This is a genomic window from Pseudarthrobacter sp. CC4, assembly GCF_048957775.1.
GTDB lineage: Bacteria > Actinomycetota > Actinomycetes > Actinomycetales > Micrococcaceae > Arthrobacter.
Genome location: NZ_JARCCZ010000017.1, coordinates 65547 through 88248 on the forward strand (window position 1 = coordinate 65547; position 22702 = coordinate 88248).

Consider the following 22702-nt stretch of genomic DNA (forward strand, 5'->3'; position numbering starts at 1 on the left):
CGGCGCCGGAAACTTCGCCGACCCGGAAACTTCGCCCGACGTTCATTTCTTCCTCAGCAACACGTCGGCCCGCCCGACGTAGCGTGAAAACGTACCCTGCACCACCCGTCAACAGCAGTGAGGATTTCCATGATCACCAGCCAGCAGCCCGTCGTCCTGACCAGCAGCAGCATCGACTCAAGCGACGAGGACGTCGTAGAGGCCAACGTGAGCATCGTGGATGCCATGCACACCGCCCTGCTCCGGACCGAAGAGATGTCACCCGTGGCCGTCCGCAGCTACTACGTGGACTTCTACCTCACCCAGGCGCTGGAGGGCGGTTTCGCGCAGTACGTGTTCACCGCCGTCGACAGGTCCGAAACTGACACGCTGATCCGCGAAGGCATGGCGGGCATGGGCGCCGCCGCCCACCTTGACCTCTTCAACAGGGCAGTTGAGGCGTTCGACGACCTTTCCGAAGAGGACGAGGAGAACTACCTCGACGGCGGCCTGGATGACACGCAGGACACTCCCGAGGGCGTCCTCCGGATGGAGGAGCTCGACGGCGAGTTCGAGGAGCTGCTGGAGAGCGAAAACATCACCGCGCTTAACGCTGCCTGGCTGCGCGGCCAGGCGGAACTGCTGGTGCTCGACGACGAAGAGGTCGGCGCGTACATTGAGCGCCTGGCGTCAATGATCACCGACCTGCCCGAGCGCAAGGCCCAGGCCGAAGCCGAAGCGCTGGAGGAGGCTCCCGACTTTGAGCTAATCATCCGCGAGCTCTGCAGCGTTGCGGGGTATGAGCTCCTCAAGATCACCATGGGCGACCCCAACTACGTCCACGACGGCGAGCGCGTCCTGGCGTGGCACTTCTCCACCGATCACGGCGACTTCCTCATGGTCGAGGAAGAGGACGAGGCCTACATGATCAACCCGGAAACCCGGGAGATCGTGGCCGCGGTGGAGTTCGAAGAGGCCGACACCGAGATGGCCAACGCCTAGGAGCGTTAGCGGCCGGGCATTGACGGCCCGGGCCGCCGTACTCCAGGCGCGCCCGGGTGCCGTGCCCTTGGCCTGTCAGCGGTTCTGTTGCAGGGCGGTCACGAGGATGTCCAGCAGATCCTCACCCACCTGGTCCACGGACGTCAGGCGCACCTTCCGGGTGAAGGGGTCGTCCGCCCGGGTCCTGGCTGCCTCGATCCTGCCTTCAGCAGGGCCGTCGAGCCGGAGGGTCACATCCACTGCCGTATTGGTGGTGCGGGTAACCTGGGCAAACTTGCGCCGCGGGCTGTGCAGTGAAACGTAGCCCTTCCGCATCTGGATCTGCACGCCTTCGGTGGCGGACGCCCAGCCCAGGATGGCGTCCGCGATGGGCCGCAGCCGGGGGTGGCCGGCGTACTGGCCGTCGAGCAGCTCATCGGCGTCCCGGAGCATGAACTCCGGGTAGCCGAACATTTCCCATGACACCGCATACCGGGCGTAACCCGTCACCCCGAAGCCGTCCCGCATCCAGGTGCGGAGCCCGTCGTCGTCCTTGATGCCGGCCGCGCGGGCCTGACCTGCCCAGTGCGCGGTGTCTTTGCCTGTCTTCCGCAGAAGCAGCGCCTTATTGTTGTCCACCATTGTTTGCCAGGTGCTGGCCTTCTTTGTGGGTTCCGGATCCGTAGGCATGGGTCGATCGTAGCGCCGCCGGTCCCGGCCGTCCGGCAGCCGGTGCGGCCTCCTGCAGCAGGGCGTGAAAAAAACTTTTGGCCCTCCGTAACCTTTCCGCCTTCCCCTGCGATGTAGGAGGTGATGGGTCCGCCCGCCGGGCCCGAACCAAACGTGTTGTCTAGTTTCTGGAGTCTCTTATGTCGTTGTTCACCGTTCTTGCCACCAGCAAAGTAGCCGCCGGAGTCCTGGCAGCAGGCACCATTGCCGTCGGCGGAACCGGCGCCGCCGCCGTTTCCGGTGTCCTCCCCGCCGAGGCGCAGCAGACCGCCCACGACCTTTTCGGCGCCCCGGCCCCGAAGCTGGCAGCAGAAGCAGCAGGCGACGCGCAGGCAACTGCCGAGGCGGCCGCTGACGCTGCTGCTGACGCCGACGCTTCCGCAGATGCAGACGCCGACGCTGCGGCCGAAGGCGGCGCCACCGTCACCGACGAAAACGTCTCCGCCAAGGCCTCTGCCTCCGCTGGTGCCAACACGGCCGTTGATGCAGCCGGTGCCGCAGCCTTCGGCCTGTGCACCGCCTTCACCAACGGCGGCCTGAACGCTTCCTCCGAGGGCTTCTCCTCGCTGGTGATCGCCGCTGAAGGCGAGGCAAACATCGAAAGCTTCTGCGCCGACGTCGTTGCCGAGGCTGACGCCGCCGCTGAAGCCGGCGCCGCCGCCACAGGGTCTGCAGCTGTTGATGTTGAACTTCCCGAGGCGCCTGCTGTTCCGGCAGTTCCCGCCGTTCCCGGTGTCGACGGCGAACCTGCCGTTCCCGCCGTTCCGGCTGTCCCCGCCGAAGCCGGCAGCGTAGTGGACACCCCCTCCGTTTCGGTCCGCTAGCCGCCAGTCGGTAGTCTGTACTGCGGGAACGGCAGTGGCTCCGTTCCCGCAGTACGGCAGTCCGGGACTGCACGAACGCCAGCCGCACGTGCCGCAACGTGCCCCGGACCAGATGCCGAATGACGGCACGCAACACCATGGAGACTGGCAGTCCGAACCGGAGACCGGGACAGGCGTGAGCCGCGTCCCGGGATGGAGGAGCCGCTGGTGCTAAGCACTTTGGCCCAAGAAGAGACCGACATACTCGAGAGTACGGCCGGAACAGATCCGGCGGTGCTGTTCGGTGCTGCCTACAGGTCCTTCGCCGGCCCCGTCCAGGGGTACCTCCGGGCGCGCGGGGTGGATGATCCGGAGGCGGTGACGCAGGACGTGTTCCTTGCCTTCTACCCGAAAATCGGCGCTCTCACCGGCGGGCTCCAAGGCGCCAAGTCTCTGCTCTTTTCCATTGCACACGCGCGGATGGTTGATTATTACCGCCGGCTGGAGCGCAGGCCCCAGCTGAGCCGCTACGATCCCGCGCAGGACGCCAGGACCACGCCGTCGGCGGAAGAACACGCCGTTGAACTTCAAGGCGGCGCCGCTGCAATGCTGGACGGACTCAGCGAGGAACACCAGGAAGTACTGGCCCTCCGCGTAGTGGCCGACCTGTCCATAGAACAGGTAGCGGACATCATGGGCAAAAGCACCGGAGCCGTCAAACAGCTCCAGCGCAGGGCCCTGCACAACCTCAAGGCACAGACGCTTCAAAGAAACCAGGCGAATCATGAGTGACACCGCAGCATCCCGCAGCGACGCGTTCGTAAACCAGCTGCTCCTGGAGGCAGGCATGGACGACGACGCCCGGCTCCGCCCCGCGCTGCTGGAGCTCCGTGAGCTCGCTGACGCGGCGCCCGAGCCCTCCGCCGCGGTCGCTGCGCTGATGGCGCCGGCCGGGGCAGCGGCCCTTCACCAGACCGCAACCGTGGAGGATGTCCCTCGTGCGGATGAGCTGGCGGCGCGCCGCAGGGCCAAGCGGCGCCTCGCGCTCACCGCGCTGTCCGTGGCAGTTTCGCTGAGTGCCGGCGGCGCTGTTGCCGCGGCGTCGGACCAGGGGATCCGCGAGTCTTTTACCCACTTGGGCCACAGCATCACGTCATTCGTGACCGGTTCCGGGGGAGCACCTGCCGGCAACCGGGCCGAGGAACCCGCTGCGCCCCTCCCGGCGAATCCAGAAGGCCCGGCAACAGCCCCGGCCGTACCAGCCCCCGCCCCGGATTCCGTGCCGGCCGGCGGAGTCCCGGCTGTGCCTTCCGAAGAGCCCACAGCCCCGGCAACCGCTCCCGGCCAGGCCGTGCCGGGCAAGCCCGCCGACGTCCCGGCAGCCGGCACGCTGCCCACCGCCGTTCCGGAGGACCTCGCGGACGGCCTCAGCCGTCCGCCGGTCCCCGTCCCCGGGCCGTCGGACATCCCGCTGCCCCGGACACTGCCCACCGTCCCGGTGCCCTAAAGCACGGCTCTCAATACGCTGCACCACCTGCCTTGATCATGGCGCCTGACGGGCTGGCCAGGTACCAGACATTGTTGACGCCCTGGCCCAGGATGTCGCCGGGCTTGGCGTCCTTGGCGAAGTAGTACAGCGGCAGTCCCTCCAGGGTTACCTGCTTCTTCCCGTCCGGCGTCGCGATGGTGCCCAGCGTCCCGCTGACGCCGTCCGCGGACGGCCGTTCCGAGGTAGTGGTGACCGGCGGCCACGCTGCAAGGCAGGCGTCCGTGCAGGCGCTGGTGCCGGAATCCTTTGAATCCTTCGTGAAGAAGTAGACGCTCATGCCCTTGGCGTCCACAACGATGGTCCCGGCGGTTGAAGAGGCCGTCTTGAGGTCGGCGGCGGTGCTGGCGGTTGCAGTGGCTGCGGGTGATCCCGCAGTGGCCGCGGGACTGGTGGCCGCTGGACTGGTGGTGGCCGGTGCTGTGCCGGTGCTGCCGCCGCAGGCAGCCAGCGTCGCGGAAAGGGCCAGCGCGGCGAGGCCTGCGGCTAAGGTGTGTTTCATGGTTTGCTCCTTGGCTGGGCCCGGCGTCGGATCACCGGACGCTAACCCCTACGACGCACCGGGACGGGCTTTGGTTCACCCCGCCTGCGCATTGAACCTTCCGCCGTCCCATGGCGTCTTTACGGGCGTATAAAGAACTGTGCGAAGAACCCGGCAGGAGGGACGGCATGCCGCTTGACGAGGACGTGGTGAAGTCCATCTACCGCGACCACGGCGCTGCCCTGCGCCGCTTTGTGCTGGGCATTTCCCGCGACCCGCAGCTCGCGGAGGACGTGGTCCAGGAAACCGTGTTGCGCGTCTGGCAGCAAACGCCTGAAATCACCGGGAGCCTCCGCAGCTACCTGTACCGGACGGCCCGGAACATCATTATCGACAACTACCGCAGGGCGCAGCGCCGCCCCGCCGAGATGCTGGAAGGCGACGTTACCGAGCCCGCCGTCGTCATGGAAAGAGTGGACGAGCTCCTCAACCGCGTGCTGGTCGAGGAGGCCCTGGTCCGGCTGAGCAAGGAACACCGGGACGTCCTGGTGGCCCTGCACTACCGGCGCTTCACCGTGAACGAGGCCGCCGTCCAGCTCAACATCCCCAGCGGAACGGTCAAGTCCCGCGCCTATTACGCCGTGCGGGCGCTGCGCACCATCCTGGACGAGATGGGCGTGGAACGGTGAACACCGCGGAACCGCACCAGCTGCTGGGCGCTTACCTCCTGGGCGGCCTCGACGCCAAGGACCTCGAAACGTTCGAGGCCCACCTGCAGGAGTGCGGGAAGTGCCGCGACGAACTTGCCGGCCTGGAGAAGATTCCCGTGCTGCTCGACGCCCTCCCCGTGCCGGACGCAGTGGCGCTCACGGCTGTGCCCGGGAGGCTGCCGGATCCGGTGCCGTCCCCCGATCCGGCGCCGCTGCTGCGCAAACTGGCGCACCGCCGTCGGACATTACGACGGCGGTGGACGGCGCTGGCAGCCGCCGCAGCCGCCGCCTGCCTTGCCCTGGGCCTGGCGGGCGGTCCCCTCCTGGTCCGGCCCCCGCAGCCGGACGCCACCTACTCGGTACAGTCCGGCGGCGGCCTCCAGTTCAGGGTCGACCTCGCACGGAAGACCTGGGGAACCGAGCTTGCCGTGAACGGCAGCAGCCTCCCGGCCGAGGGGACGCTGTCCCTGTGGGTACGGGACCGTGATGGCGGTGAGGACCGGGCGTGCGCCTGGACGGCGACTCCCAGCGGCAGGGTCAAGGTCACCGGGGCCACGCCGCTTCAGTTGGGGAGCATCTCAAGCGTTGAACTGCGCGATGCCACCGAACGCGCCGTGGCCGTGATCACCGTGCCCTGAGGTGCCGGCCCGTGGGGAAGCACCACCCTTGGGGTAGCGCCAGCCCCGTGGAACCGCCAAAACAGGCTAGTGGTTCAATTTGCCCAGCTTGGCGCGCACCATCATGAACACGCCGTAACAGATCAGGCCTGCCCCCACCGCGGCCAGGAGGTAGACGCCGAAGGGCTGGTCACGGAGGGCGCGGAGCCCGCCGTCGAGCCCCGTGGAGTCCTCCGGATGGGCCTGGAGGGTGGCGACCGCGATCAGCAGTCCCGTCAGCAGCAGCACCGTGCCCTTGGCCACGTACCCCGCGACGCCAAGCACCGTAACGGCAGTCCGGGCTGGCGGGGCAGCCGGCATGACCAGGTGCTTTTCGAAGGATTTCCTGAGGCCGCGGATGCCGTAGATGACTCCGGTGACGGCGATGGCGGCGCCCAGCAGGACCAGCAGGGCCACACCGCCGGGAGCCTTCATCAGGGTGAGGGTGAGGTCGGTGGCGGACTTTTGGTTGTCCGCGCCGGACCCTGTTCCCAGGGCGAAGGACATGAGCGTCAACGCGAGTCCGGTGAAGACGAGCGCCTGGGCGCCCGCCTTGGCCTTCTTTCCGGCTTTTTCCTTGGTGGGCAGGCGGTTGTAGTCAAAGATGGCATCGCTGGTTTGCCACAGTGCCAGCCCCGCGCAGGCCGCGAAGCTTGCCCACAGGAGGAATGGCCCCGCGGGCTGGGTGGCGAGCTCGGCCACCGCGCCGCTGAAATCAGCGTTCCCCGTACCTCCAAACGCCAACCGGATGGCGATTGCGCCGACCAGCAGGTGCAGGATGCCGCTCGCCGCGAACCCTGCCCTCGCCAGCAGTTCCAGCGTCCGGGAGTTGGTCACGTTCTCCGCCGCGTCGACGGCCTGCTTCATTTCCTTTTTGATGGCTGTTCCTTTGTGCATCCGCTGAGCTGGCGTGCGCCCCCTGCACACAGGGCAATCGTGCCACGCGAAGGCGGTGCGGAACAGTGGCCGGGCCCTGGCGGCCGGCGGGAGTGGCGGCAGCAGCGTGGCCTGACGCCGGCTGCGGCCCTGCAGGAAGGTCCTACAGCCGGCGGTAGCAGAGATCGAAGATCAGACGCCCGGCCTCGTGGGCCTTGGCCTCGAAGCTGGTCCGGATCCTTCCTTCGAACCGGGGCGCCCAGCCTCCGGTTTCGTCGATTCCTTCGTTGGGTCCGGTGTGCTCGGTGCTGACGGGGGCGCGGCCCTCCCGGACCGGTGCTCCGCCAACGACGGACTCGACGCCCGACTGCCACACCTGCGTGAGGGGGCTTTCGGGCCCGCGGCGCTCGCCGGTGTGCAGGTTTTCAAAGTCCTTGGAACCTGCCAGGACATCCCGGACGTGGACGGCGTAGTTGGACCAGTCGGTGGCGATCCGCCACAGGCCGCCCGGCTTCAGGGCACGGGCCGCGAGGTCCGCAAACTCCGGCTGGATGAGGCGGCGCTTGTGGTGCCGGGACTTGTGCCACGGATCGGGAAAAAAGACCCACAGTTCGCTGACGGAGCCCGCCGGGAGCATCGTGGCCAGGACCTCGGGGGCGTTGGCCTCCACCACCCGGACATTGCTGAGGCCGCGGCTGTTGATCTTGATGATGGTGTTGGCCAGGCCCGGGGTGTAGACCTCGACTGCCAGGAAGTCGGTGTCCGGGTTCTGCTCGGCGGCGTGGCACACGGCATCGCCCAGGCCCGAACCGATCTCCACAATGAGGGGAGCCTTGCGGCCGAACTCGGCTTCGGCGTCGAACGTGTAGTCGGGGTGGACCGAGGTGTTCGCAATGTGGCGGGGGACGTCCACTGCCCACCGTTCCGCATGCTCCTCCCAGGCTGCCTGCCGGCGGCCCTGCAGGCGCGTGCCGCGGCGGACGAAGCTGACCGGCCGGCCGCCGTACGTGCCGAAGGAAGCCTGCGTCCCCGGCGTGACGGGCCTCGGGACATGCGGCTGCTGGGGGTTTTCTGGGGATTCGCTCATCACTTCCAGAATAGCGGCGCACGCCAATGCGCTGCTCACAGTTTCCCCAACTGGTCCAGCGCAGGCCCCGCGGCCAGGGCAACCACTAAGCCGCCGATGCACAGTGCACCAGCAGCCCGCCGCCGCCCGGGCGATGACTGCGGTTGGCCGTACACGATGGGGACGGACAGTGCCAGGGACGGCAGCGAAAAGAGGAGGGGCAGGCTGAAGAACACCAAAGGCACCAGCCAGGGCGTCTCTGAGGGGCCGTTGGACGGATACGTGGCAAGCATGGCAAACATGGCCAGCGGCGCAGTAATCGTCATGCTGGCAAGGGCAAGGCCGGCCAATATCAGGCTGGCGTTTGCTTTGCGGACGTTGCCGTGGACTTGGGGCGCCCTACTCTCAGCCGGGGTTTCCCCAGCCTGCGACAGCCCGTGCCCACGTGGCTCATTCGGTGGCTGAATGCCCATCACCCTCCTGTCGTTTGCGTGATCACTGAGCAACCTGCGGCTGCTGCGGGTTCCAACGTAGGGGCCGGGGCGGAACCGCCGGAAGGTGCCGCGGTCCATATGTGGATAACCAGGCAGCCAACCCATCCTGCAAGAATGGGCGGATGAGGGAAGCGACCAACGCCGAGGCAAGGAACCGCCGGGCAATTGACCCTGCGGTGAAGGGGCAGTCAGGGACGCTGGTGGACGCAGAGGTTGACGAGACGCCCGCGCCCGGGCCCACCCAGGTTGGCAGCCGCCGGCAGCTCGTATACCTGGGGCTGTGCCTGGTCCTGATTGGACTGAACCTGCGGACAGTCTTTTCCAGCTTCTCCGCAGTCTTCCCCGAGGTAACGGCCCAGGCAGCCCTGCCCGGCTGGGCCGTGGTGGTGCTGACCACCGTGCCCGTCACGCTGCTGGGCGTGTTCGCACCCCTGGCCCCCGTACTGGCCAGGCGGTTTGGTGCCGAGCGCGTGCTCCTCGGCGCCATGGCGGTGCTTACGGCAGGGCTGTTGCTGCGTCCCGCTGAACTCGGCCTGCCGGGAACCGGGCAGGCCGCCGGCCACCTGCCCGCGCTCCTGGCCGGGACAGCGGCCTGCGGGGCGGCCATCGCCCTGTGCAACGTGCTGCTGCCCGGGCTGGTCAAGCGCGACTTCCCGCACCGGCTGGGCCTGATGGGCGGGCTCTACACCACGGCCATCTGCGCCTCGGCGGCGTTGGGGGCCGGCTTCACCTACCCGGTCTACACGGCAACGGGCGAGTGGACCCTGGCGCTGTGGTTCTGGGCGGTGCCTGCCGCCGTCGTCCTTCTGTTGTTCCTCCCGGTGGCCCTCCGCCAGCCGCGCATCCGGCACCAGGCCGTCCGGGACGGCGTGAACGTGTGGCGCTCCCCGGTGGCATGGCAGGTGACCATCTTTATGGTGCTGCAGGCAATGATGTCCTTCAGCGTTTTCGCCTGGCTGGCGCCGATACTCCGGGAACGGGGTGTGGACGGGGCAACGGCGGGGCTGATCGTCTCGATGTCCATCGTGCTGCAGATGATTGGCTCGCTGTTCGCGCCCGCACTTGCCGCCAGGTCGAAGGACCAACGTGCCATCAACACCACCGTGGCCCTGCTAACCGGGGCAGGCTTCGCGCTCAGCATCTTCGGCCCCCTGGACCTGGTCTGGGTGTGGGCGGGCCTGCTGGGGCTGGGCCAGGGGAGCCTGACCGCCGTGGCGCTGACCATGATCATGCTGCGGACCCGCGACGGGCACACCGCCGCACACCTGTCCGGAATGATGCAGGGCGTGGGCTACGGGCTGGGCTCCACCGGCACGCTGATGGTGGGCCAGCTGCACCAGGCCACAGGGTCCTTCACCGCCGCGGGTGTCCTGTTCCTGGTGGTGGGCCTGCTGGCGGGGATCTTCGGATACCGCGCCGGCCGCAACCGGTTCGTCAGTTAAGGGGCCAGGCTGACGTGCAGGATTCCGTTGTTCCAGCCACCCGTCCCGCCGCGGGCATCCTCCGGGGGCCGTACCTCTGGGTGACCGTGGGCACGTGCGCCCTGGTGTTCCTGGCGGCGTTCGAATCCCTGGCCGTCACCACCATCATGCCCCTGGTCAGCCGCGAACTCGACGGCGCAGGACTCTACGCGCTCGCGTTTGCCGGCCCGCTGGCAACAGGGGTGATCGGCATGGTTGCCGCCGGAAACTGGTCCGACCGGCGCGGCCCCACAGCCCCGCTCTATGCCTCCGCGGCCTTGTTTGTGCTGGGCCTGCTGATTGCCGGAACCGCGGTGTCCATGCCCGTGCTGGTTGCAGGCCGCCTGGTGCAGGGCCTGGGCGGGGGAGCCCTGACAGTGGCGCTGTATGTGCTGGTGGCGCGCATCTATCCCGGCGCCCTGCACCCCAAGATCTTTGCCGCGTTCTCCGCGGCGTGGGTGGTCCCCTCCCTGGTGGGGCCCTTTGCGGCCGGGATCGTTGCGCAGGTCTTCAGCTGGCACTGGGTGTTCCTGGGCGTGGTGGGGCTGGTCATCCCCGCGCTGCTGATGATCGCGCCTGTGCTCCGGGGACTGGAACCCCCTCCCGGACCGGCCGGGGAGCCGCATCCGCCGCCACCCTGGGCGCTGGGCCGGTTGGCCTGGGCAACCCTGGCGGCGCTCGCCGTGCTGGGGCTCAACCTGTCACGGGAGATCCGGATCCCCGGCGTTCCCGCCGCTCCGGCACTCCTGGCGGCCGCCGCCGTCGTGATTGCCCTGCTGGCCGTCCGCCCGCTGGTGCCGCGGGGCACCCTCACCGCCCGCCGCGGCTTGCCCAGCGTGATCCTGGTGCGCGGGCTCGCCTCGGCCGCGTTCTTCGGGGCCGAGGTTTACCTGCCGTACCTGCTGATCGAGCAGTACGCCTTTTCGCCCACCTTCGCCGGCCTTACGCTTACCGGCGGGGCGCTGGCCTGGGCAGGAGCGGCGGCAGTGCAGGGCCGCCTGGGCACCAGGCTGTCCCATCGCCGTGCGGCGGTCATCGGCGCGCTGATGGTCCTCGGGGCGGTGATCCTCGCCCTGGCCACCACCGCGCTCCACTGGCCTGCCGCCGTCGCGATTGCCGGCTGGATTTTCGCCGGCGGAGGCATGGGGCTGCTGTATCCGCGGCTCAGTGTCATGACCCTGGCCCTGTCCAGCAAGGAGAACGAGGGCTTCAACAGCTCCGCCATGTCCATCGCGGACTCGCTGGGCGGGGCGCTGGCCCTCGCTGCGACGGGCCTCGTCTTCGCAGCGTTTACGACGACGACGGAATCCTTCGCCGGGGTCTTCGGCCTCGCCGCCGTGCTCGCCGTAGCCGCGGCCGCCGTCGCGCCCCGGGTCACCGGCCGCCCGCGCACGTAGCGCGCCCGACGGAGCTCCCGGGCAGGCCTGATTCCTGTGGCTGGCCTGATTCCTGGCGCGGGGTCAGGGCAACCGGGTGGCCCGCAGGACGACGTCGGCGATCGTTGCGTGCTGGCCGTCAGGCCCCGTTACCGGCCGCTCCCGGCTGGTCTGGACCTCCAGCTGCCATTCGGGGCTGTCCAGTCCCAGCTCCCGGACGAGCTCGTCACCGGTGTAGAACATCCCCCTGTGGTCGTGCCCGCCGCCCCACGGCGGCAGCCTGTCCGGGTGGTGGCCCACCACCAGCAGCGTGCCGCCGCGCTTGACTGCCGCCGCGGCGGTGCGGAGCGGGCCCTGCCAGGTGAGCTCCTGCGAGTGCAGGAACTGCGATGTCACCAGGTCGAAGGAGTCCCCGGGATCCCACTGGTCAAGGTCAGCCTGCTGCCAGGTGATCCGGCTTCCGATGGCGCCCTCCGCGGCATGGACGCTTTCGCGGGCCAGCTCGGCCTTTTCATGGGAACGTGCCCGGTCCAGGGCCACCGCGGAAACGTCGACGGCGGTGACTGTCCACCCCTGCCGGGCAAGCCAGATGGCATCAGCTCCTTCGCCGCAGCCGAGGTCCAGCGCTTTCCCGGGACGGAGGCCGCCGGCTTCCCGCACCAGCTGGGGGTTGGGCTTGCCGCTCCACAGCCGGGGTTTGCTGCGGTAGCGGTCGTCCCAGATGGCCGCGGCATCGGCTCCGGTGTGTACTGCCACGCCCTCGGCGAACGTGCCGCCGGAGGGGCCGGCGTCGTGCATCTTCTGCTGCGGTGCAGGATGCTGCGCTTCATTCCGGTGGGGCGCGTGTTCACTCATGCCTCAAGCCTGCCCCGGCCCCGGGCCCAAGGCAACGCCCAACTAGGTAGCGCTAAGTGTCGTTTTCAGGGGTCAAAACGACACTTGGCGCTACCTAGTTGGGAGGGGCGGAAACGGGGAGCGGTCCCGGGATGCTAGACTGGTGGAACTTGATGTGCAGTGATGCCCAGGTTTTCCGGTGTGAAGGTCCTCCTTCATCCAGGGACTGGGCTTTTTTCATGTGAGAGGCACATCCTGCGTCGATGAACGCGTTCCATTTGGTCCCGGCCGCCGCTTTGCATAAGCGGCAGCAGGCTGGTTGATCACCTGAATTTTCTTCGGCGAACCCTTGAGCCAACCGGCATCGGGGGCCGATATCCGCACGGATACCGCCTGAAAGACCTTTGACTTTGACTACATTTGCTGCCCTCGGCACGCCCAAAGCCCTTGCTGACACCCTCACCGCCCAGGGAATCGAAACCCCGTTCCCCATCCAGGTGAAGACCCTCCCTGACACCCTTGCAGGACGCGACGTCCTGGGCCGCGGCCGTACCGGCTCCGGCAAGACCATTGCCTTCGCCATCCCGCTGGTGGCCCGGCTCGCCGAGCGCGAAGCCCCGTACTTCCGCAAGCCCGGCCGCCCCATGGGCCTGGTCCTTGCACCCACCCGCGAACTGGCCACCCAGATCAACGCCACCATCGAGCCGCTGGCCAAGGCCGCCGGCCTGAACACCACCGTGATCTACGGCGGCATCTCCCAGGCCAGGCAGGAAAAGGCCCTGCGTGCCGGCGTTGACATTGTCATCGCCTGCCCCGGCCGCCTGGAGGACCTGATCCGCCAGCGCATCCTCACCCTTGAGGCCGTGGAAATCACCGTGCTGGACGAAGCGGACCACATGGCCGACCTCGGCTTCCTGCCCGTGGTGAAGAAGCTCATGGACATGACCCCCAGCCAGGGCCAGCGCCTGCTCTTCTCCGCCACCCTGGACAACGGTGTGGACAAGATCGTCCAGCGCTACCTGTCCAACCCGCTGACCCATTCCGTGGATGACCCGCAGGCCGCCGTCACCACCATGGAGCACCACGTCCTGGTGGTCAACGACCAGACCGTCAAGAAGCAGCTGATCGTGGAGCTGGCCTCCGGCGCCGGCCGCCGTGTCCTCTTCATGCGGACAAAGCACCACGCCCGCAAGCTGGCCAAGACCTTGACCGACGCCGGCATCCCCGCCGTCGACCTGCACGGCAACCTGTCGCAGAACGCCCGTGACCGCAACCTCGCCGAGTTCTCCAACGGTGACGTCCGCGTCCTGGTGGCCACCGACGTCGCCGCCCGCGGTGTTCACGTGGACGACGTCGAACTGGTCATCCACGTTGATCCGCCCACCGAGCACAAGGCATACCTGCACCGTTCCGGCCGCACCGCCCGTGCCGGCTCCGACGGCACCGTGGTCACGCTGACCCTCCCGGAGCAGCAGTCCGACGTGAAGAAGCTGATGAAGGCCGCCGGCGTCGAGGTCAACTTCGAGCGCGTCACCGCCAACTCACCGCTGGTTGCAGAACTCGTGGGCGAGATGGCCGACAAGATTGATCCGCGCACCCGCGCAGCACTGCTGGCCAAGAAAGCCGCGCAGCAGGGCGGCGGCACCTCCACCGGTGCCAACGCCGAGCGCAAGCGCGCCCGCCGGCAGGCCGCACCCACCACGGGCGGCCGTGGCGGACGCGGCGGACGGGGCAAGGTTTCGGCCGAGCCCGTCCGCACCGATGTTCCCCGCGCCGAGCGCCGGGCCGTGGCCTTCGAGGGCCGCACCGAAGCCCGCGCGGCATTCGACCGGGTGGCTGAGCAGAACGAGGACCGCGCCATTGCGGCGGCAGCGGCACGGCGCAACAACCGTGGCCGCGTCACCGCTTCCACGCACCGCAACGACGTCCCCGCAGCAGGTGGCCGTGCATCGGCCGGCCGCGGTTCGGACGGCCGTGCAGAATCACGCGTCACCCGCAGCGACGCCCCGCGCGGCGGCACCGGGCGCCCGGCTACCTCGGGTGGCCAGCGCAGTGGTCGTCCGGCAACCGGCCAGCGGGCCGCAGCAGGTGCCGGTGCAGGTACCCGCGGTGGCGGTTCACGCTCCGCTGGTGCAGGTGCGGCCACCGGCGGCAACAAAGCCGTCTGGTCCTCCAACACCGGCGGCACCTCCGGCGGGTCCTACGGCTCAAGCAACGGCGGCGGCTCCGGCCGTCCCGCCCGCAGCGGTCCCCGCCGCGCGTCGGCTCCGGCGTCGAACGAACGCCGCAGCCGCTAACCTTTCGGACTTTCGCGCCCGAAACGGACGGCCGCTCCCGGGATCCCCGGAGCGGCCGTCCGATTCGGTAGCGGAAAGCGGCGGGGTGCTCACCAGCCGCGGGCGCGCCACTCCTCGAGGTGCGGCCGCTCAGCACCCAGGGTCGTCGGCTTGCCGTGGCCCGGGTGGACGACGGCGGAGTCCGGGTAGGCGCCGAACAGCCGCTCGGTGACGTCGGACAGCAGCTGGCTGAAGCGCTCCGGATCCTTCTGGGTGTTGCCTACGCCGCCGGGGAACAGCGAGTCGCCGGAGAAGATGTGCGTTGGCCCCTCGGGGTCTTCATACACAAAGGCAGTCGAGCCCGGCGTGTGCCCGCGCAGGTGGACGGCCGTGAGCGAAAAGCCGTCCACGGCAACGGTGTCCCCGTGCCCAAGGGGCCGGTCCACTGCGACAGGCAACGCACCGGCGTCGTCCGTTCCCGCAACGGTCGAAGCCCCGGTGGCGGCCACCAGCTCCTTCAGCGCCCGGACATGGTCCCAGTGCTGGTGCGTGGTGGCGACTACGGCCAGCCGGGCTGGTGCGGACGTGTCAGCGGCGCCGTCCTGCAGCAGCTGCTGGATGGCGGGAAGGTCGTCCGCGGCGTCGATCAGCACCTGCTCGCCGCTGCCTTTGGCTGTCAGCAGGTACACGTTGTTGTCCATTTCGCTGACTGAAATGCGGCGGATGGTCAGGGCGGGCAGGTCATACAGAAGTGAGTCCATGGGCCTGAGTCTATTCACGGCCCTCGGACACCCAGTTGGGGTCCGCTGAGCGGGAACCGACGACGGCGGCCGAGGCCTGGTCCAAAGCGTCCAGTTGGGCCGGGGCGAGGTCCAGGGCCAGGGCGCCCAGGTTTTCGTCGATCCGGTGCCGCTTGCGGGTGCCGGGGATGGGGACCACCGGCAGGCCCAGCCGCCTGCCTTGGGCGAACAGCCAGGCGAGTGCCACCTGCGCGGGCGTTGCGCCCAGCTGGCCTGCCACGGACCGGACGGTGTCCACCACTGCCTGGTTGGCACTTGCAGCATCCAGGGCGAAACGGGGGATCCGGCGTCGGAAGTCCTTCTCGCCCAGGCTCGAGGCGTCCAGGGTGCCGGTGAGGAATCCCCGGCCCAGCGGCGAATACGGTACAAAACCCACTCCCAGGGCGGCCGCGGCAGGAACAACGTTGCGTTCCACGTCGCGGCTCCAGATGGACCATTCACTCTGGACCGCCGCAATGGGGTGGACGGCGGAGGCGTCCTCCAACTCCTGGGCCGTCACTTCAGACAGCCCCAGGTGTTTGACCTTGCCCTGCTGCACAAGCTCCGCCATGGCCTCCACGGTTTCCACAATCGGAACGCGGAGGTCACGGCGGTGCATGTAGTAGAGGTCGATCACGTCTGTGCCCAGCCGTTGCAGGCTGCGGTCTACGGCCCGGCGGATGTAGCCGGCGTCACCCCGGATGTCCGTGTAGCCGTCCGCCGGCGTACCCACCAACCCGAATTTGGTGGCCAGCTGGACCTCGTCCCGCCGCTCCTTCAGCAGCCGGGCGATCAGTTCCTCGTTGCTGCCCCCGCCATAGATGTCCGCGGTGTCAATGAAGCTGACACCGGAGTCGACGGCGTGATGCAGCGTCCGGAGCGCATCCTCCGGGTCCACCTCCCCGTAGACCGGCGTGAGCGCCATTCCGCCGAAGCCGAGGGGGCTGACGTTGAGGCCGTCGCCGAGTCCAACTGTGGAAGCCATGGGTTCTCCTGTTCGTTTGCTCTTGTTCAGGTTCAAATATTCACAATCGCGGCACGGCCTAATCCCAGGGGATCACCCGGTCCGCCGCCTGCCGGGTGGCCTGGATCAGCACGGCATTGGCTTCGTCGGGACCGGCTGCCCACGCTTCCGCCGCCTGCCGGTCCATCCCGAACGAGACATGCCTTTCCACGAGCCGGCCCAGCCGCAGCGCCGGCGGCGTGTCCACGAACCACACCTCGTCCAGCCGGGCGCGGATGTCTTTCCATGGTCCCTGCTCCATCAGCAGGTAGTTGCCCTCCGTGATGACCAGCGGCACCTCCGCCGGCACCGCAATGGAGGCTGCCACGGGTTCATCCAGGGTGCGCCGGAACTCCGGTGCGTAAACCACCGGCTCGTCGCGGCGGGCCAGGCGGTCCAGCAGCGAAAGGTAACCGCCGGCGTCGAACGTGTCCATGGCCCCCTTGCGCTGCCGGAGCGGCGTGCCGTCAATGATGGCGTTGCCCAGGTGGAAGCCGTCCATGGGGACCACCACGGCCTGCCCGGGCCCGAACTGCTGCCGGATCCATGCCGCGAAGGTGGACTTGCCCGAGCCGGGCGCTCCGGCGATGCCCAGGATGACGCGCGTCCCGGGAACCAGCCGGCGCCGGAGGGCGTCCATGGCCTGGGCGATCTCGGGGGAGTCCATGCCAAAAGCCTAGACTGCCCGGGGTGCCGGCTGTACAGTCCACGCACTCGCCGGTGGTCCTGGCATCCGACCTGGTGCTGCGCGGTTCTACCGGTCCTGCGGCAAAGCCTTCAGGCCGGCAACGCAGCCAACGATCCCCGCAATAAAGACCACTTTGAGCACGCTGAAGGCTTCCGCGCCGGTGGCCATTGCCCAGCCGACGGTCAGGGCGGCGCCAACCCCCACCCACACGGCGTAGGCGGTGCCCAGGGGGATGTGCCGGATGGCCCAGCCCAGTCCCAGCATGCTGAACGTTGCCGTAACGGCGAAAACTATGGTGGGGAGCGGCTTGCTGAAGCCGTAGGACAGGCCAAGGGCCGTGGCCCACACGGCTTCCAGGGCCGCCGAGGCCAGCAGGACCACCCAGGGAACCCTGCGCTGCAGCATCACGCCACCACCTTCAAGCCCGCCACGCACACGGCGATGCCGGACAGCAGGAGGAGGCGTGCCGCCGTCGGGCGCTCCACCCTGGTGGCAATCGCGTAGGCGGAGGTCAGCACCACGCCCACGCCGACCCACACGGCGTAGGCCGTGCCGGTGGGAATGGACTGCATGGCCAGGGCCAGGCCGCCGGTGCTTGCCGCGGCGGACACCAGGAAGAGTGCGGCCGGAGCGATGCGGCGGCGTCCGAAAGCCTGGAAGGCGCGGTGCAAGGCTGCCGCCCAGACGGCTTCAAGGGCACCGGAAAGAATGAGTATCAGCCACGACATACGGGATCCTTTGGCCAGTCTTGTCGTGTGCCGGGTACTGAACCGTCGTCCGGAGGCTCGGGTGCAGAGCCTTGGTTTCCAGCGTAGCAACGCACGACGGCGGCGGGCCACCGGTGGTGCCGAACCTCACCACCGCCTCCCCACCCCAACTAGGTAGCGCTAAGTGTCGTTATGACCCTCCAAAACGACACTTAGCGCTACTTAGTTGGGCCGGGCGGGGGTTAGAGCGCGCCGCCCGCCGCTTCGGGAGCGGAAGCATCGCGGCCGCCGTCGCCGATGGTCTCCCGGGCGATGAAGTTCTCGATGTCGAACAGGTTGTCCGCGCGCTCGGCGATGTTCAGGAGCGTGGTCATCGAGGAGACTTCCTCCACCTGTTCCTTGAGGAACCAGAGCATGAACTGCTCGCCCAAAGCGTCATTTTCGCCACGGGCCGCCCGGAACAGGTCCTCGATGTTCTTGGTCACTTCCTTCTCCTGCTGCAGGGCCAGGGCCAGCGGCTCGGTGACGGAGGCGAAGTCGTTGCGGACGGCCGGAACGCCGGGGATGGTGAAGGTGATGTCCCGGTCCAGCATGTACTGGACCATCATCATGGCGTGGTTCCGCTCCTCCACGGACTGGCGGTAGAAGTACCTGGCCAGTTGGGGGAGGTCCTGGTTGGCGAACCAGGTGGCCACGGCAATGTACTGCTGCGAGGCAGTGAACTCATTGCCGATCTGGGTGGACAGGAGGGCATTGAAGTTTGATGTGGTCATAGCCCGAGTCTAGGGACGGCCGAGGGACGTGGCCAGTGTGGGAAGGCTTCACTTCTCAGCCGGCCCGCTGCACCAGCAACTGTTCAACACGCTCCGGCGCGTAGAGGCTCTCCTCCACCAGCCTGCACAGTCCAATGGCCGTGGCGGTCCTGCTGTCCGCCGGCACAATCTCCAGGTCCACCAAGGAGGGTTCGAAGGCGTCGTCCAGGATCTGCCGGCGGCAGGCGCCCAGGAAGTCCGGGAGCACTCCGACGAGCCCGCCAATGGCGATGCGCCCCGGGTTCAGCGTGCCCACGGTCGCGGCGAGCGCACGTCCCAGCACCCTTCCGGCTTCCGCGACGGCGGAGCGAACGGCGGGATTGCTGTCACAGGCGTCCACAAGCTGCCGCAGCGTCCCATAGCTGGAGAGCTTCGGATCGGCGAGCAGCGCCCGCCCCGAGGCCACCGCGGCGAGGCAGCCGTCCCTGCCGCAGCGGCAGCGCCGGCCCGCGGCCTCGGGAACGCGGACGTGCCCGATGTCCCCGGCGGCGCCGTGGGCGCCACGCACCAGGGCGCCGCCGACGATGATGCCGGAGCCGACGCCGGTGCTGACTTTGACAGCCACGAGGGATTCCAGCGGCTCCCGGACCTCCCCGACGGCCATCGAGCGGGCGTCATTTTCCAGCAGGACCGGGCAGTCCAGCCTTGACTCCATCACCTCCTGCAGGCGCAGGAGGTCCCAGTGGGCAAGGACAGTCCGCTCCAGCCCCAGCCGGTGGAGCGGGTCCACGGGAGCGGGCAGTCCCACTCCCGCCCCCACGGGCTGCCGCCCGTCGAGCAGCCGGAGGGATTCCTTGATGACCTGGCCGGCCACGTCCTCCTGGGACCGCGTGATGTCGATGGGCAGCCGGGCGGAGGCCACGATTTCGCGGCTCAGGGACATGAGGTGGATCCCCGCGTGGGTGTGGCCGATATCGATGCCGAGGACCAGCTTGTTGCGGTCATCGAAGCGAAGGGCGCGCGGCGGCCTGCCTCTCTGCGCGTGTATTGGGGTGGATTCGTAAACCAGGCCCGCGGCGAAAAGCGCGTCGAGCCGTTCATAGAGGGTGGACCGCGCCATGCCCGTGATGTCCAACAGTTCCGCGCGGCTGTAACCTGCCGCGTTCGAGCGCAGCAGCTGGAGTACATGGCCGGCACTTGTGGCAAGCCCTACCGGAGGTTGGCCCGAGCCCCCGACGAGCGTCCTCTGCTGGGTCATGCTGCTCGCTCCCTCTGAAGTGGACCAGGCTGTCCTGCAGCCGGGGCGTTGACGTGGTCTGGATCACACAATTATGATCGATCATCAGACAAAAATACTATCTGCCCTTTAAGCAGGAGGCTCTCATGTCCGATCTCGCTCACTTCGACGTCAGCCGGCGGACCTTGTTGAAAGGAGGCCTGCTGGCCCTGGCCACAGGCCCCCTCCTCGCGGCCTGCGGCGTGAATACCAGCGGAAGCGGAGGGGCTGGCTCGGTCAACTTCCTCTCCACCCAGTTCTCCCCGGTGGAGGAGCGCCAGAAGTACGAAGCCACGCTCAAGAAGTTCGCCGGGGATATCAAGGTGGCCTACAACCCCGTTGACACCGGCATCTTCAACACCACCCTGAAATCCCAGCTTGCCGCAGGGAAGGTGGAGGTGGGAATTGCAGGAGGCCTGCACGGCGACCTCGTTCCCTTCGCCTCACAGCTGGAGGACCTGAGCTCCCTGATGAAGGACCTGTCCTCGGCAGGATACTCAGACGACCTGAAGGAGCTGTCCAAGCTGGGCACGGACGTTCCCCGGTACATTCCGTGGATCCAGGCGACATATGTGCTGGCGATCAACAAGAAGGCGCTTGAGTGGCTGCCGTCGGGAGCCGACGTCAACAAGCTCACCTACGATCAGTACCTGGCATGGGCGCAGGCCGCCAAGGCGGCGAACGGCCGGCCGGTCTTCGGCATTCCGGCCGGGCCCAAGGGCCTCCACCACCGCTTCTACCAGGGTTTCCTCCTCCCCAGTTTCACTGGCGGACAAATCACCACCTTCCGCAACCCGGATGCCGTCACGGCCTGGACCTATATGCGGGAGCTTTGGGCCAACATGAACCCGGCCTCCGCGAATTACGACTTCATGCAGGAACCGCTCGGCAACGGCGAGGTCCTGGTGGCCTGGGACCATGTGGCCCGCCTTATCACCGCGGTCAAGGACAAGCCCGACGAGTGGCTGATGGTGCCGGCGCCGTCCGGTCCGAAGGGCAAGGGCTACCTGCTGATCGTCGGCGGCATGGCAGTGCCCCAAGGTTCACCCGAGAAGGACAAGGCCTTCGAACTCATCAAGGCCCTGTCCAAGCCCGAGGCGCAGATTGAGACACTGAAATCCAATTCCTTCTTCCCCGTTGTCAAGACGGACGTCGGCGGCGACCTTCCCGGCGGCGTGGCCCTTGAGGCAAAGGCCGTCAAGGCCCAGCAGGAGGCCTCCGATGCGCTGCTCGCACTGCCGCCGGTCGGCCTGGGAGAAAAAGACCCGCAGGTTTCCCAGCTCTTCAAGAACTGCTTCCAGGAAATCTGCCTGAACAACGCCGACGTGAAGGCGACGCTGGACCGGCAGGGTGCGGAACTCGCGAAGATCATGGACAGCCTCAACGTCCCCTGCTGGGCGCCCGATCCCAAACAGACCCCATGTAAGGTCGCCTGATGGCAGCCCCCGACGCTCCGGCGGCCGCCAAGCCCCGGCCTGCAGCGCCGCGGGGCCGGCCGCGCAGGAGCGGAACGTCGGCAGCAATGCTGCTGATTGCCCCGTCCATCATCTTCATGACGCTGCTCTTCGGCTGGCCGATGGTCAGCGGCATCCTTCAGGCGTTCGGCGGCCCCGAAGGCCTTACGACCGCGAACTTCAGCCGGATGGCGCAGGACCCCTACTTCTGGTCCTCCGTGGGCAACACGCTGCTCCTTATCGTGGTGATGATTCCGATCCAATTCGTCCTGGCGCTTTCCATGGCCCTGCTGATCCGGGCAAACCCGCGGGGCTCGTCGGTGTACTTCTACATCTGGGCCATACCCCTGGCCGTCAGCGACCTTGCCGCCGGCCTGGTGTGGTTGACCGTCTTCACGGACCGGGGATACCTCAATTCCGTGCTGGCTTCCGTAGGCCTTGAACCGGTCTCCTGGCTCGCCTACGACAACTACGCCTCGATGTTCATGGCCGTGCTGATCGCCGAGGTCTGGCGGGCCACGTCCCTCGTGTTCGTGATCGTGGTGGCAGGGCTGCAGTCCATCCCCAAGGACTACGAGGAGGCAGCAGGCGTCTTCGGCGCGGGGTTCTGGGACCGGCTCTGGCACGTGACCCTTCCGCTGCTGCGTCCCAGCCTCCAGACGGCCCTGATCCTGAGGACCATCCTCGCGTTCCAGACCTTCGCCGTGGCGCTTGCCCTCACCGGCCAGAACTTTCCGCTGGTGGTCGGTGAAACCTACCGGTGGTATACCGGCCTGCAGGACGCCAACGTGGCCTCGGCCCTGGCCCTGGTGGTCATGGCGGTATCCATGGTGACCGCCGTCGGTTACCTCAAGCTCCTGAGAGACCAATCGGAGGCCGCCCGATGAGCCACGCCACCACCAACAAGACAACGGCTCCGGACTCGCGGCCGCAGCCGGAAGTGGACCGCAGGCCGCTGGCACGGCGGCGCAGGAACCGGGTACTGCTCCAGGTGGGCTGCATCGTCATCACGCTCTTCATGGCGCTCCCCATCTACCTCATCGCGCTGTCCGCCACCTCCAGCAGGGCGGCCCTGCAGACGTTCCCCCTGAGCTTTATTCCGAACAACTTCTCCCTCGAGACCATGCAGACGTTCCTGCAGTCCACGGGCATCCTGCCCGGGCTCATCAACTCCGTCCAGGTGGGCATCTTCACCCTCCTGCTCTCCCTGATCATCGGAGTCCCCGCCGGGTACGCGGTGGCACGTTTCGCCTTCCCCGGCCGGGACCCCTACCAGCTCTTCCTGCTCTTCACCCGTGCGTTGCCCATCGTGGTCCTGTCCGTGCCGCTGGCCCAGTTGTTCCTCCAGACGGGCCTGTATGACAGCGCCCTCGCCGTCGTCCTGCTCCACACCGCACTGGCGCTGCCCACCACCATCCTGATCACGTCCTCGGTATTCCTGGGCGTGCCGCGCGACGTTGAGGAAGCTGCCCGCATCTTCGGCTGCAGCCCCGTGCAGGCCTTCCTCAAGGTGGTCATGCCCATGGCCATCCCCGGCATCGCCGCGGCGTCCATCTTCACCTTCGTCATGTCCTGGAACGAAGTCCTCGGCGCGTCGATCCTCACCCTGAACCAGCGCACCTTGCCGGCCCAGGTCCTCAGTTCCCTCGCCGAGTCGCCGCTGGCCTACCGGTTCGCCGGCGGCTTCCTGCTGGTGATTCCGGCACTGATCTTCATCTTCTTCATGCGCCGCTACCTCACAAACATGTGGGGCTCCACGATCCGCTAGTGCTCTCC

At 67.9% G+C, this 22702-nt stretch carries 25 protein-coding genes and 1 riboswitch; of the genes, 12 read left to right on the plus strand and 13 right to left on the minus strand.

The genetic code is table 11. The features are described 5' to 3' along the window. The first annotated feature begins 129 nt into the window (after positions 1 to 129). Entirely contained in the window at positions 130 to 981 is an 852-nt protein-coding gene (locus PV768_RS12920; RefSeq protein ID WP_157240583.1) for a DMP19 family protein, read from the plus strand. Between the two features lie 75 nt (positions 982 to 1056). Here the strand turns inward: PV768_RS12920 and PV768_RS12925 are convergent, their stop codons facing one another. Next, a complete protein-coding gene (locus PV768_RS12925) occupies positions 1057 to 1650 on the minus strand; it encodes a DUF5655 domain-containing protein (RefSeq protein ID WP_421093212.1) in 594 nt (197 codons plus the stop codon). A 179-nt stretch (positions 1651 to 1829) separates the two neighbouring features. Between PV768_RS12925 and PV768_RS12930 the strand changes: the two genes are divergently transcribed. From PV768_RS12930 to PV768_RS12940, 3 genes are all read left to right on the plus strand, one after another. Then, positions 1830 to 2513, plus strand: a complete 684-nt coding sequence (locus tag PV768_RS12930) for a protein tyrosine phosphatase (RefSeq protein WP_421093213.1) — start codon at positions 1830 to 1832, stop codon at positions 2511 to 2513. Between the two features lie 192 nt (positions 2514 to 2705). Further along, the gene (locus PV768_RS12935) at positions 2706 to 3284 is read left to right on the plus strand and encodes an RNA polymerase sigma factor (protein ID WP_421093214.1); all 579 of its coding nucleotides are present in this window, start codon (positions 2706 to 2708) and stop codon (positions 3282 to 3284) included. Beyond that, complete coding sequence (locus PV768_RS12940) at positions 3277 to 3999, plus strand: hypothetical protein (protein ID WP_321214629.1); 723 nt, start codon at positions 3277 to 3279, stop codon at positions 3997 to 3999. The genes PV768_RS12935 and PV768_RS12940 overlap by 8 nt, the downstream gene beginning before the upstream one ends. 10 nt (positions 4000 to 4009) lie before the next feature. Here PV768_RS12940 and PV768_RS12945 read toward each other — a convergent pair whose 3' ends face one another. Continuing rightward, positions 4010 to 4540, minus strand: coding sequence for a hypothetical protein (locus PV768_RS12945; protein WP_421093215.1), 531 nt, complete (start codon positions 4538 to 4540; stop codon positions 4010 to 4012). Between the two features lie 167 nt (positions 4541 to 4707). Between PV768_RS12945 and PV768_RS12950 the strand changes: the two genes are divergently transcribed. Together PV768_RS12950 and PV768_RS12955 are read left to right on the plus strand one after the other, a co-directional pair. Then, positions 4708 to 5208 carry a sigma-70 family RNA polymerase sigma factor gene (locus tag PV768_RS12950; RefSeq protein WP_157240595.1) on the plus strand — a complete coding sequence of 167 codons (501 nt, stop codon included), beginning with the start codon at positions 4708 to 4710 and terminating at the stop codon, positions 5206 to 5208. Beyond that, a complete protein-coding gene (locus PV768_RS12955; RefSeq protein ID WP_321214627.1) occupies positions 5205 to 5867 on the plus strand; it encodes a zf-HC2 domain-containing protein in 663 nt (220 codons plus the stop codon). Before PV768_RS12950 ends, PV768_RS12955 begins: the two co-directional genes overlap by 4 nt. A gap of 66 nt (positions 5868 to 5933) precedes the next feature. Here the strand turns inward: PV768_RS12955 and PV768_RS12960 are convergent, their stop codons facing one another. The 3 genes from PV768_RS12960 to PV768_RS12970 all read right to left on the minus strand — a co-directional run bounded on the left by PV768_RS12960 (position 5934) and on the right by PV768_RS12970 (position 8153). Beyond that, a complete protein-coding gene (locus PV768_RS12960) occupies positions 5934 to 6782 on the minus strand; it encodes a DUF1206 domain-containing protein (RefSeq protein WP_421093216.1) in 849 nt (282 codons plus the stop codon). Between the two features lie 142 nt (positions 6783 to 6924). Next, positions 6925 to 7848, minus strand: a complete 924-nt coding sequence (trmB, locus tag PV768_RS12965) for a tRNA (guanosine(46)-N7)-methyltransferase TrmB (RefSeq protein WP_157240599.1) — start codon at positions 7846 to 7848, stop codon at positions 6925 to 6927. A gap of 35 nt (positions 7849 to 7883) precedes the next feature. Continuing rightward, positions 7884 to 8153: a hypothetical protein gene (locus PV768_RS12970; RefSeq protein WP_321214624.1), complete on the minus strand. Its 270-nt coding sequence runs from the start codon at positions 8151 to 8153 to the stop codon at positions 7884 to 7886. Positions 8154 to 8443: 290 nt separating this feature from the next. On the opposite strand from PV768_RS12970, the gene PV768_RS12975 reads away from it, so the two are divergent. Together PV768_RS12975 and PV768_RS12980 are read left to right on the plus strand one after the other, a co-directional pair. Next, a complete protein-coding gene (locus PV768_RS12975) occupies positions 8444 to 9763 on the plus strand; it encodes an MFS transporter (protein WP_421093217.1) in 1320 nt (439 codons plus the stop codon). Between the two features lie 14 nt (positions 9764 to 9777). Continuing rightward, positions 9778 to 11178 (plus strand): MFS transporter, encoded by a 1401-nt coding sequence (locus PV768_RS12980; protein ID WP_421093218.1) that lies wholly within the window; start codon positions 9778 to 9780, stop codon positions 11176 to 11178. A gap of 63 nt (positions 11179 to 11241) precedes the next feature. Here the strand turns inward: PV768_RS12980 and PV768_RS12985 are convergent, their stop codons facing one another. Next, positions 11242 to 12012, minus strand: a complete 771-nt coding sequence (locus PV768_RS12985) for a class I SAM-dependent methyltransferase (protein WP_421093219.1) — start codon at positions 12010 to 12012, stop codon at positions 11242 to 11244. Between the two features lie 389 nt (positions 12013 to 12401). Between PV768_RS12985 and PV768_RS12990 the strand changes: the two genes are divergently transcribed. Next, on the plus strand, positions 12402 to 14288 hold the full coding sequence (locus PV768_RS12990) for a DEAD/DEAH box helicase (protein ID WP_323057511.1): 1887 nt from the start codon (positions 12402 to 12404) through the stop codon (positions 14286 to 14288). Between the two features lie 89 nt (positions 14289 to 14377). Here the strand turns inward: PV768_RS12990 and PV768_RS12995 are convergent, their stop codons facing one another. The 7 genes from PV768_RS12995 to PV768_RS13025 form a co-directional block, all read right to left on the minus strand. After that, positions 14378 to 15028 (minus strand): MBL fold metallo-hydrolase, encoded by a 651-nt coding sequence (locus PV768_RS12995; protein WP_421093220.1) that lies wholly within the window; start codon positions 15026 to 15028, stop codon positions 14378 to 14380. A gap of 10 nt (positions 15029 to 15038) precedes the next feature. Further along, a complete protein-coding gene (locus tag PV768_RS13000; protein WP_421093221.1) occupies positions 15039 to 16031 on the minus strand; it encodes an aldo/keto reductase in 993 nt (330 codons plus the stop codon). Positions 16032 to 16089: 58 nt separating this feature from the next. Beyond that, a complete protein-coding gene (locus PV768_RS13005; protein WP_323057508.1) occupies positions 16090 to 16716 on the minus strand; it encodes a nucleoside/nucleotide kinase family protein in 627 nt (208 codons plus the stop codon). 87 nt (positions 16717 to 16803) lie between these two features. Next, positions 16804 to 17142 (minus strand): DMT family transporter, encoded by a 339-nt coding sequence (locus PV768_RS13010; protein WP_157242884.1) that lies wholly within the window; start codon positions 17140 to 17142, stop codon positions 16804 to 16806. Beyond that, complete coding sequence (locus PV768_RS13015; protein WP_421093222.1) at positions 17142 to 17465, minus strand: DMT family transporter; 324 nt, start codon at positions 17463 to 17465, stop codon at positions 17142 to 17144. Before PV768_RS13015 ends, PV768_RS13010 begins: the two co-directional genes overlap by 1 nt. 9 nt (positions 17466 to 17474) lie before the next feature. Further along, positions 17475 to 17540, minus strand: a riboswitch (guanidine-III (ykkC-III) riboswitch). 146 nt (positions 17541 to 17686) lie between these two features. Further along, positions 17687 to 18217 carry a ferritin gene (locus PV768_RS13020; RefSeq protein WP_157240616.1) on the minus strand — a complete coding sequence of 177 codons (531 nt, stop codon included), beginning with the start codon at positions 18215 to 18217 and terminating at the stop codon, positions 17687 to 17689. 55 nt (positions 18218 to 18272) lie between these two features. Beyond that, positions 18273 to 19454 (minus strand): ROK family protein, encoded by a 1182-nt coding sequence (locus tag PV768_RS13025; RefSeq protein WP_421093223.1) that lies wholly within the window; start codon positions 19452 to 19454, stop codon positions 18273 to 18275. 125 nt (positions 19455 to 19579) lie between these two features. On the opposite strand from PV768_RS13025, the gene PV768_RS13030 reads away from it, so the two are divergent. The 3 genes from PV768_RS13030 to PV768_RS13040 are packed head-to-tail and all read left to right on the plus strand — an operon-like array spanning position 19580 to position 22694. Next, complete coding sequence (locus tag PV768_RS13030) at positions 19580 to 20908, plus strand: ABC transporter substrate-binding protein (RefSeq protein WP_157240618.1); 1329 nt, start codon at positions 19580 to 19582, stop codon at positions 20906 to 20908. Next, positions 20908 to 21813 carry a carbohydrate ABC transporter permease gene (locus PV768_RS13035; RefSeq protein ID WP_197432452.1) on the plus strand — a complete coding sequence of 302 codons (906 nt, stop codon included), beginning with the start codon at positions 20908 to 20910 and terminating at the stop codon, positions 21811 to 21813. The genes PV768_RS13030 and PV768_RS13035 overlap by 1 nt, the downstream gene beginning before the upstream one ends. Then, the gene (locus PV768_RS13040; RefSeq protein ID WP_157240619.1) at positions 21810 to 22694 is read left to right on the plus strand and encodes a carbohydrate ABC transporter permease; all 885 of its coding nucleotides are present in this window, start codon (positions 21810 to 21812) and stop codon (positions 22692 to 22694) included. Before PV768_RS13035 ends, PV768_RS13040 begins: the two co-directional genes overlap by 4 nt. Positions 22695 to 22702: the final 8 nt, after the last annotated feature.

Bases quoted from the DNA above. Each gene is read 5' to 3' on its own strand.
- PV768_RS12925 (WP_421093212.1), bottom strand. From the start codon at position 1,650: ATGCCTACGGATCCGGAACCCACAAAGAAGGCCAGCACCTGGCAAACA.
- PV768_RS13040 (WP_157240619.1), top strand. From the start codon at position 21,810: ATGAGCCACGCCACCACCAACAAGACAACGGCTCCGGACTCGCGGCCG.
- PV768_RS13000 (WP_421093221.1), bottom strand. From the start codon at position 16,031: ATGGCTTCCACAGTTGGACTCGGCGACGGCCTCAACGTCAGCCCCCTC.
- PV768_RS12995 (WP_421093220.1), bottom strand. From the start codon at position 15,028: ATGGACTCACTTCTGTATGACCTGCCCGCCCTGACCATCCGCCGCATT.
- PV768_RS13005 (WP_323057508.1), bottom strand. From the start codon at position 16,716: ATGGACTCCCCCGAGATCGCCCAGGCCATGGACGCCCTCCGGCGCCGG.
- PV768_RS13025 (WP_421093223.1), bottom strand. From the start codon at position 19,454: ATGACCCAGCAGAGGACGCTCGTCGGGGGCTCGGGCCAACCTCCGGTA.
- PV768_RS12935 (WP_421093214.1), top strand. From the start codon at position 2,706: ATGGAGGAGCCGCTGGTGCTAAGCACTTTGGCCCAAGAAGAGACCGAC.
- PV768_RS13035 (WP_197432452.1), top strand. From the start codon at position 20,908: ATGGCAGCCCCCGACGCTCCGGCGGCCGCCAAGCCCCGGCCTGCAGCG.
- trmB (WP_157240599.1), bottom strand. From the start codon at position 7,848: ATGAGCGAATCCCCAGAAAACCCCCAGCAGCCGCATGTCCCGAGGCCC.
- PV768_RS13015 (WP_421093222.1), bottom strand. From the start codon at position 17,465: ATGTCGTGGCTGATACTCATTCTTTCCGGTGCCCTTGAAGCCGTCTGG.
- PV768_RS12930 (WP_421093213.1), top strand. From the start codon at position 1,830: ATGTCGTTGTTCACCGTTCTTGCCACCAGCAAAGTAGCCGCCGGAGTC.
- PV768_RS12950 (WP_157240595.1), top strand. From the start codon at position 4,708: ATGCCGCTTGACGAGGACGTGGTGAAGTCCATCTACCGCGACCACGGC.
- PV768_RS13030 (WP_157240618.1), top strand. From the start codon at position 19,580: ATGTCCGATCTCGCTCACTTCGACGTCAGCCGGCGGACCTTGTTGAAA.
- PV768_RS12960 (WP_421093216.1), bottom strand. From the start codon at position 6,782: ATGCACAAAGGAACAGCCATCAAAAAGGAAATGAAGCAGGCCGTCGAC.
- PV768_RS12945 (WP_421093215.1), bottom strand. From the start codon at position 4,540: ATGAAACACACCTTAGCCGCAGGCCTCGCCGCGCTGGCCCTTTCCGCG.
- PV768_RS13020 (WP_157240616.1), bottom strand. From the start codon at position 18,217: ATGACCACATCAAACTTCAATGCCCTCCTGTCCACCCAGATCGGCAAT.
- PV768_RS12920 (WP_157240583.1), top strand. From the start codon at position 130: ATGATCACCAGCCAGCAGCCCGTCGTCCTGACCAGCAGCAGCATCGAC.
- PV768_RS13010 (WP_157242884.1), bottom strand. From the start codon at position 17,142: ATGCTGCAGCGCAGGGTTCCCTGGGTGGTCCTGCTGGCCTCGGCGGCC.
- PV768_RS12975 (WP_421093217.1), top strand. From the start codon at position 8,444: ATGAGGGAAGCGACCAACGCCGAGGCAAGGAACCGCCGGGCAATTGAC.
- PV768_RS12940 (WP_321214629.1), top strand. From the start codon at position 3,277: ATGAGTGACACCGCAGCATCCCGCAGCGACGCGTTCGTAAACCAGCTG.
- PV768_RS12970 (WP_321214624.1), bottom strand. From the start codon at position 8,153: ATGACGATTACTGCGCCGCTGGCCATGTTTGCCATGCTTGCCACGTAT.
- PV768_RS12985 (WP_421093219.1), bottom strand. From the start codon at position 12,012: ATGAGTGAACACGCGCCCCACCGGAATGAAGCGCAGCATCCTGCACCG.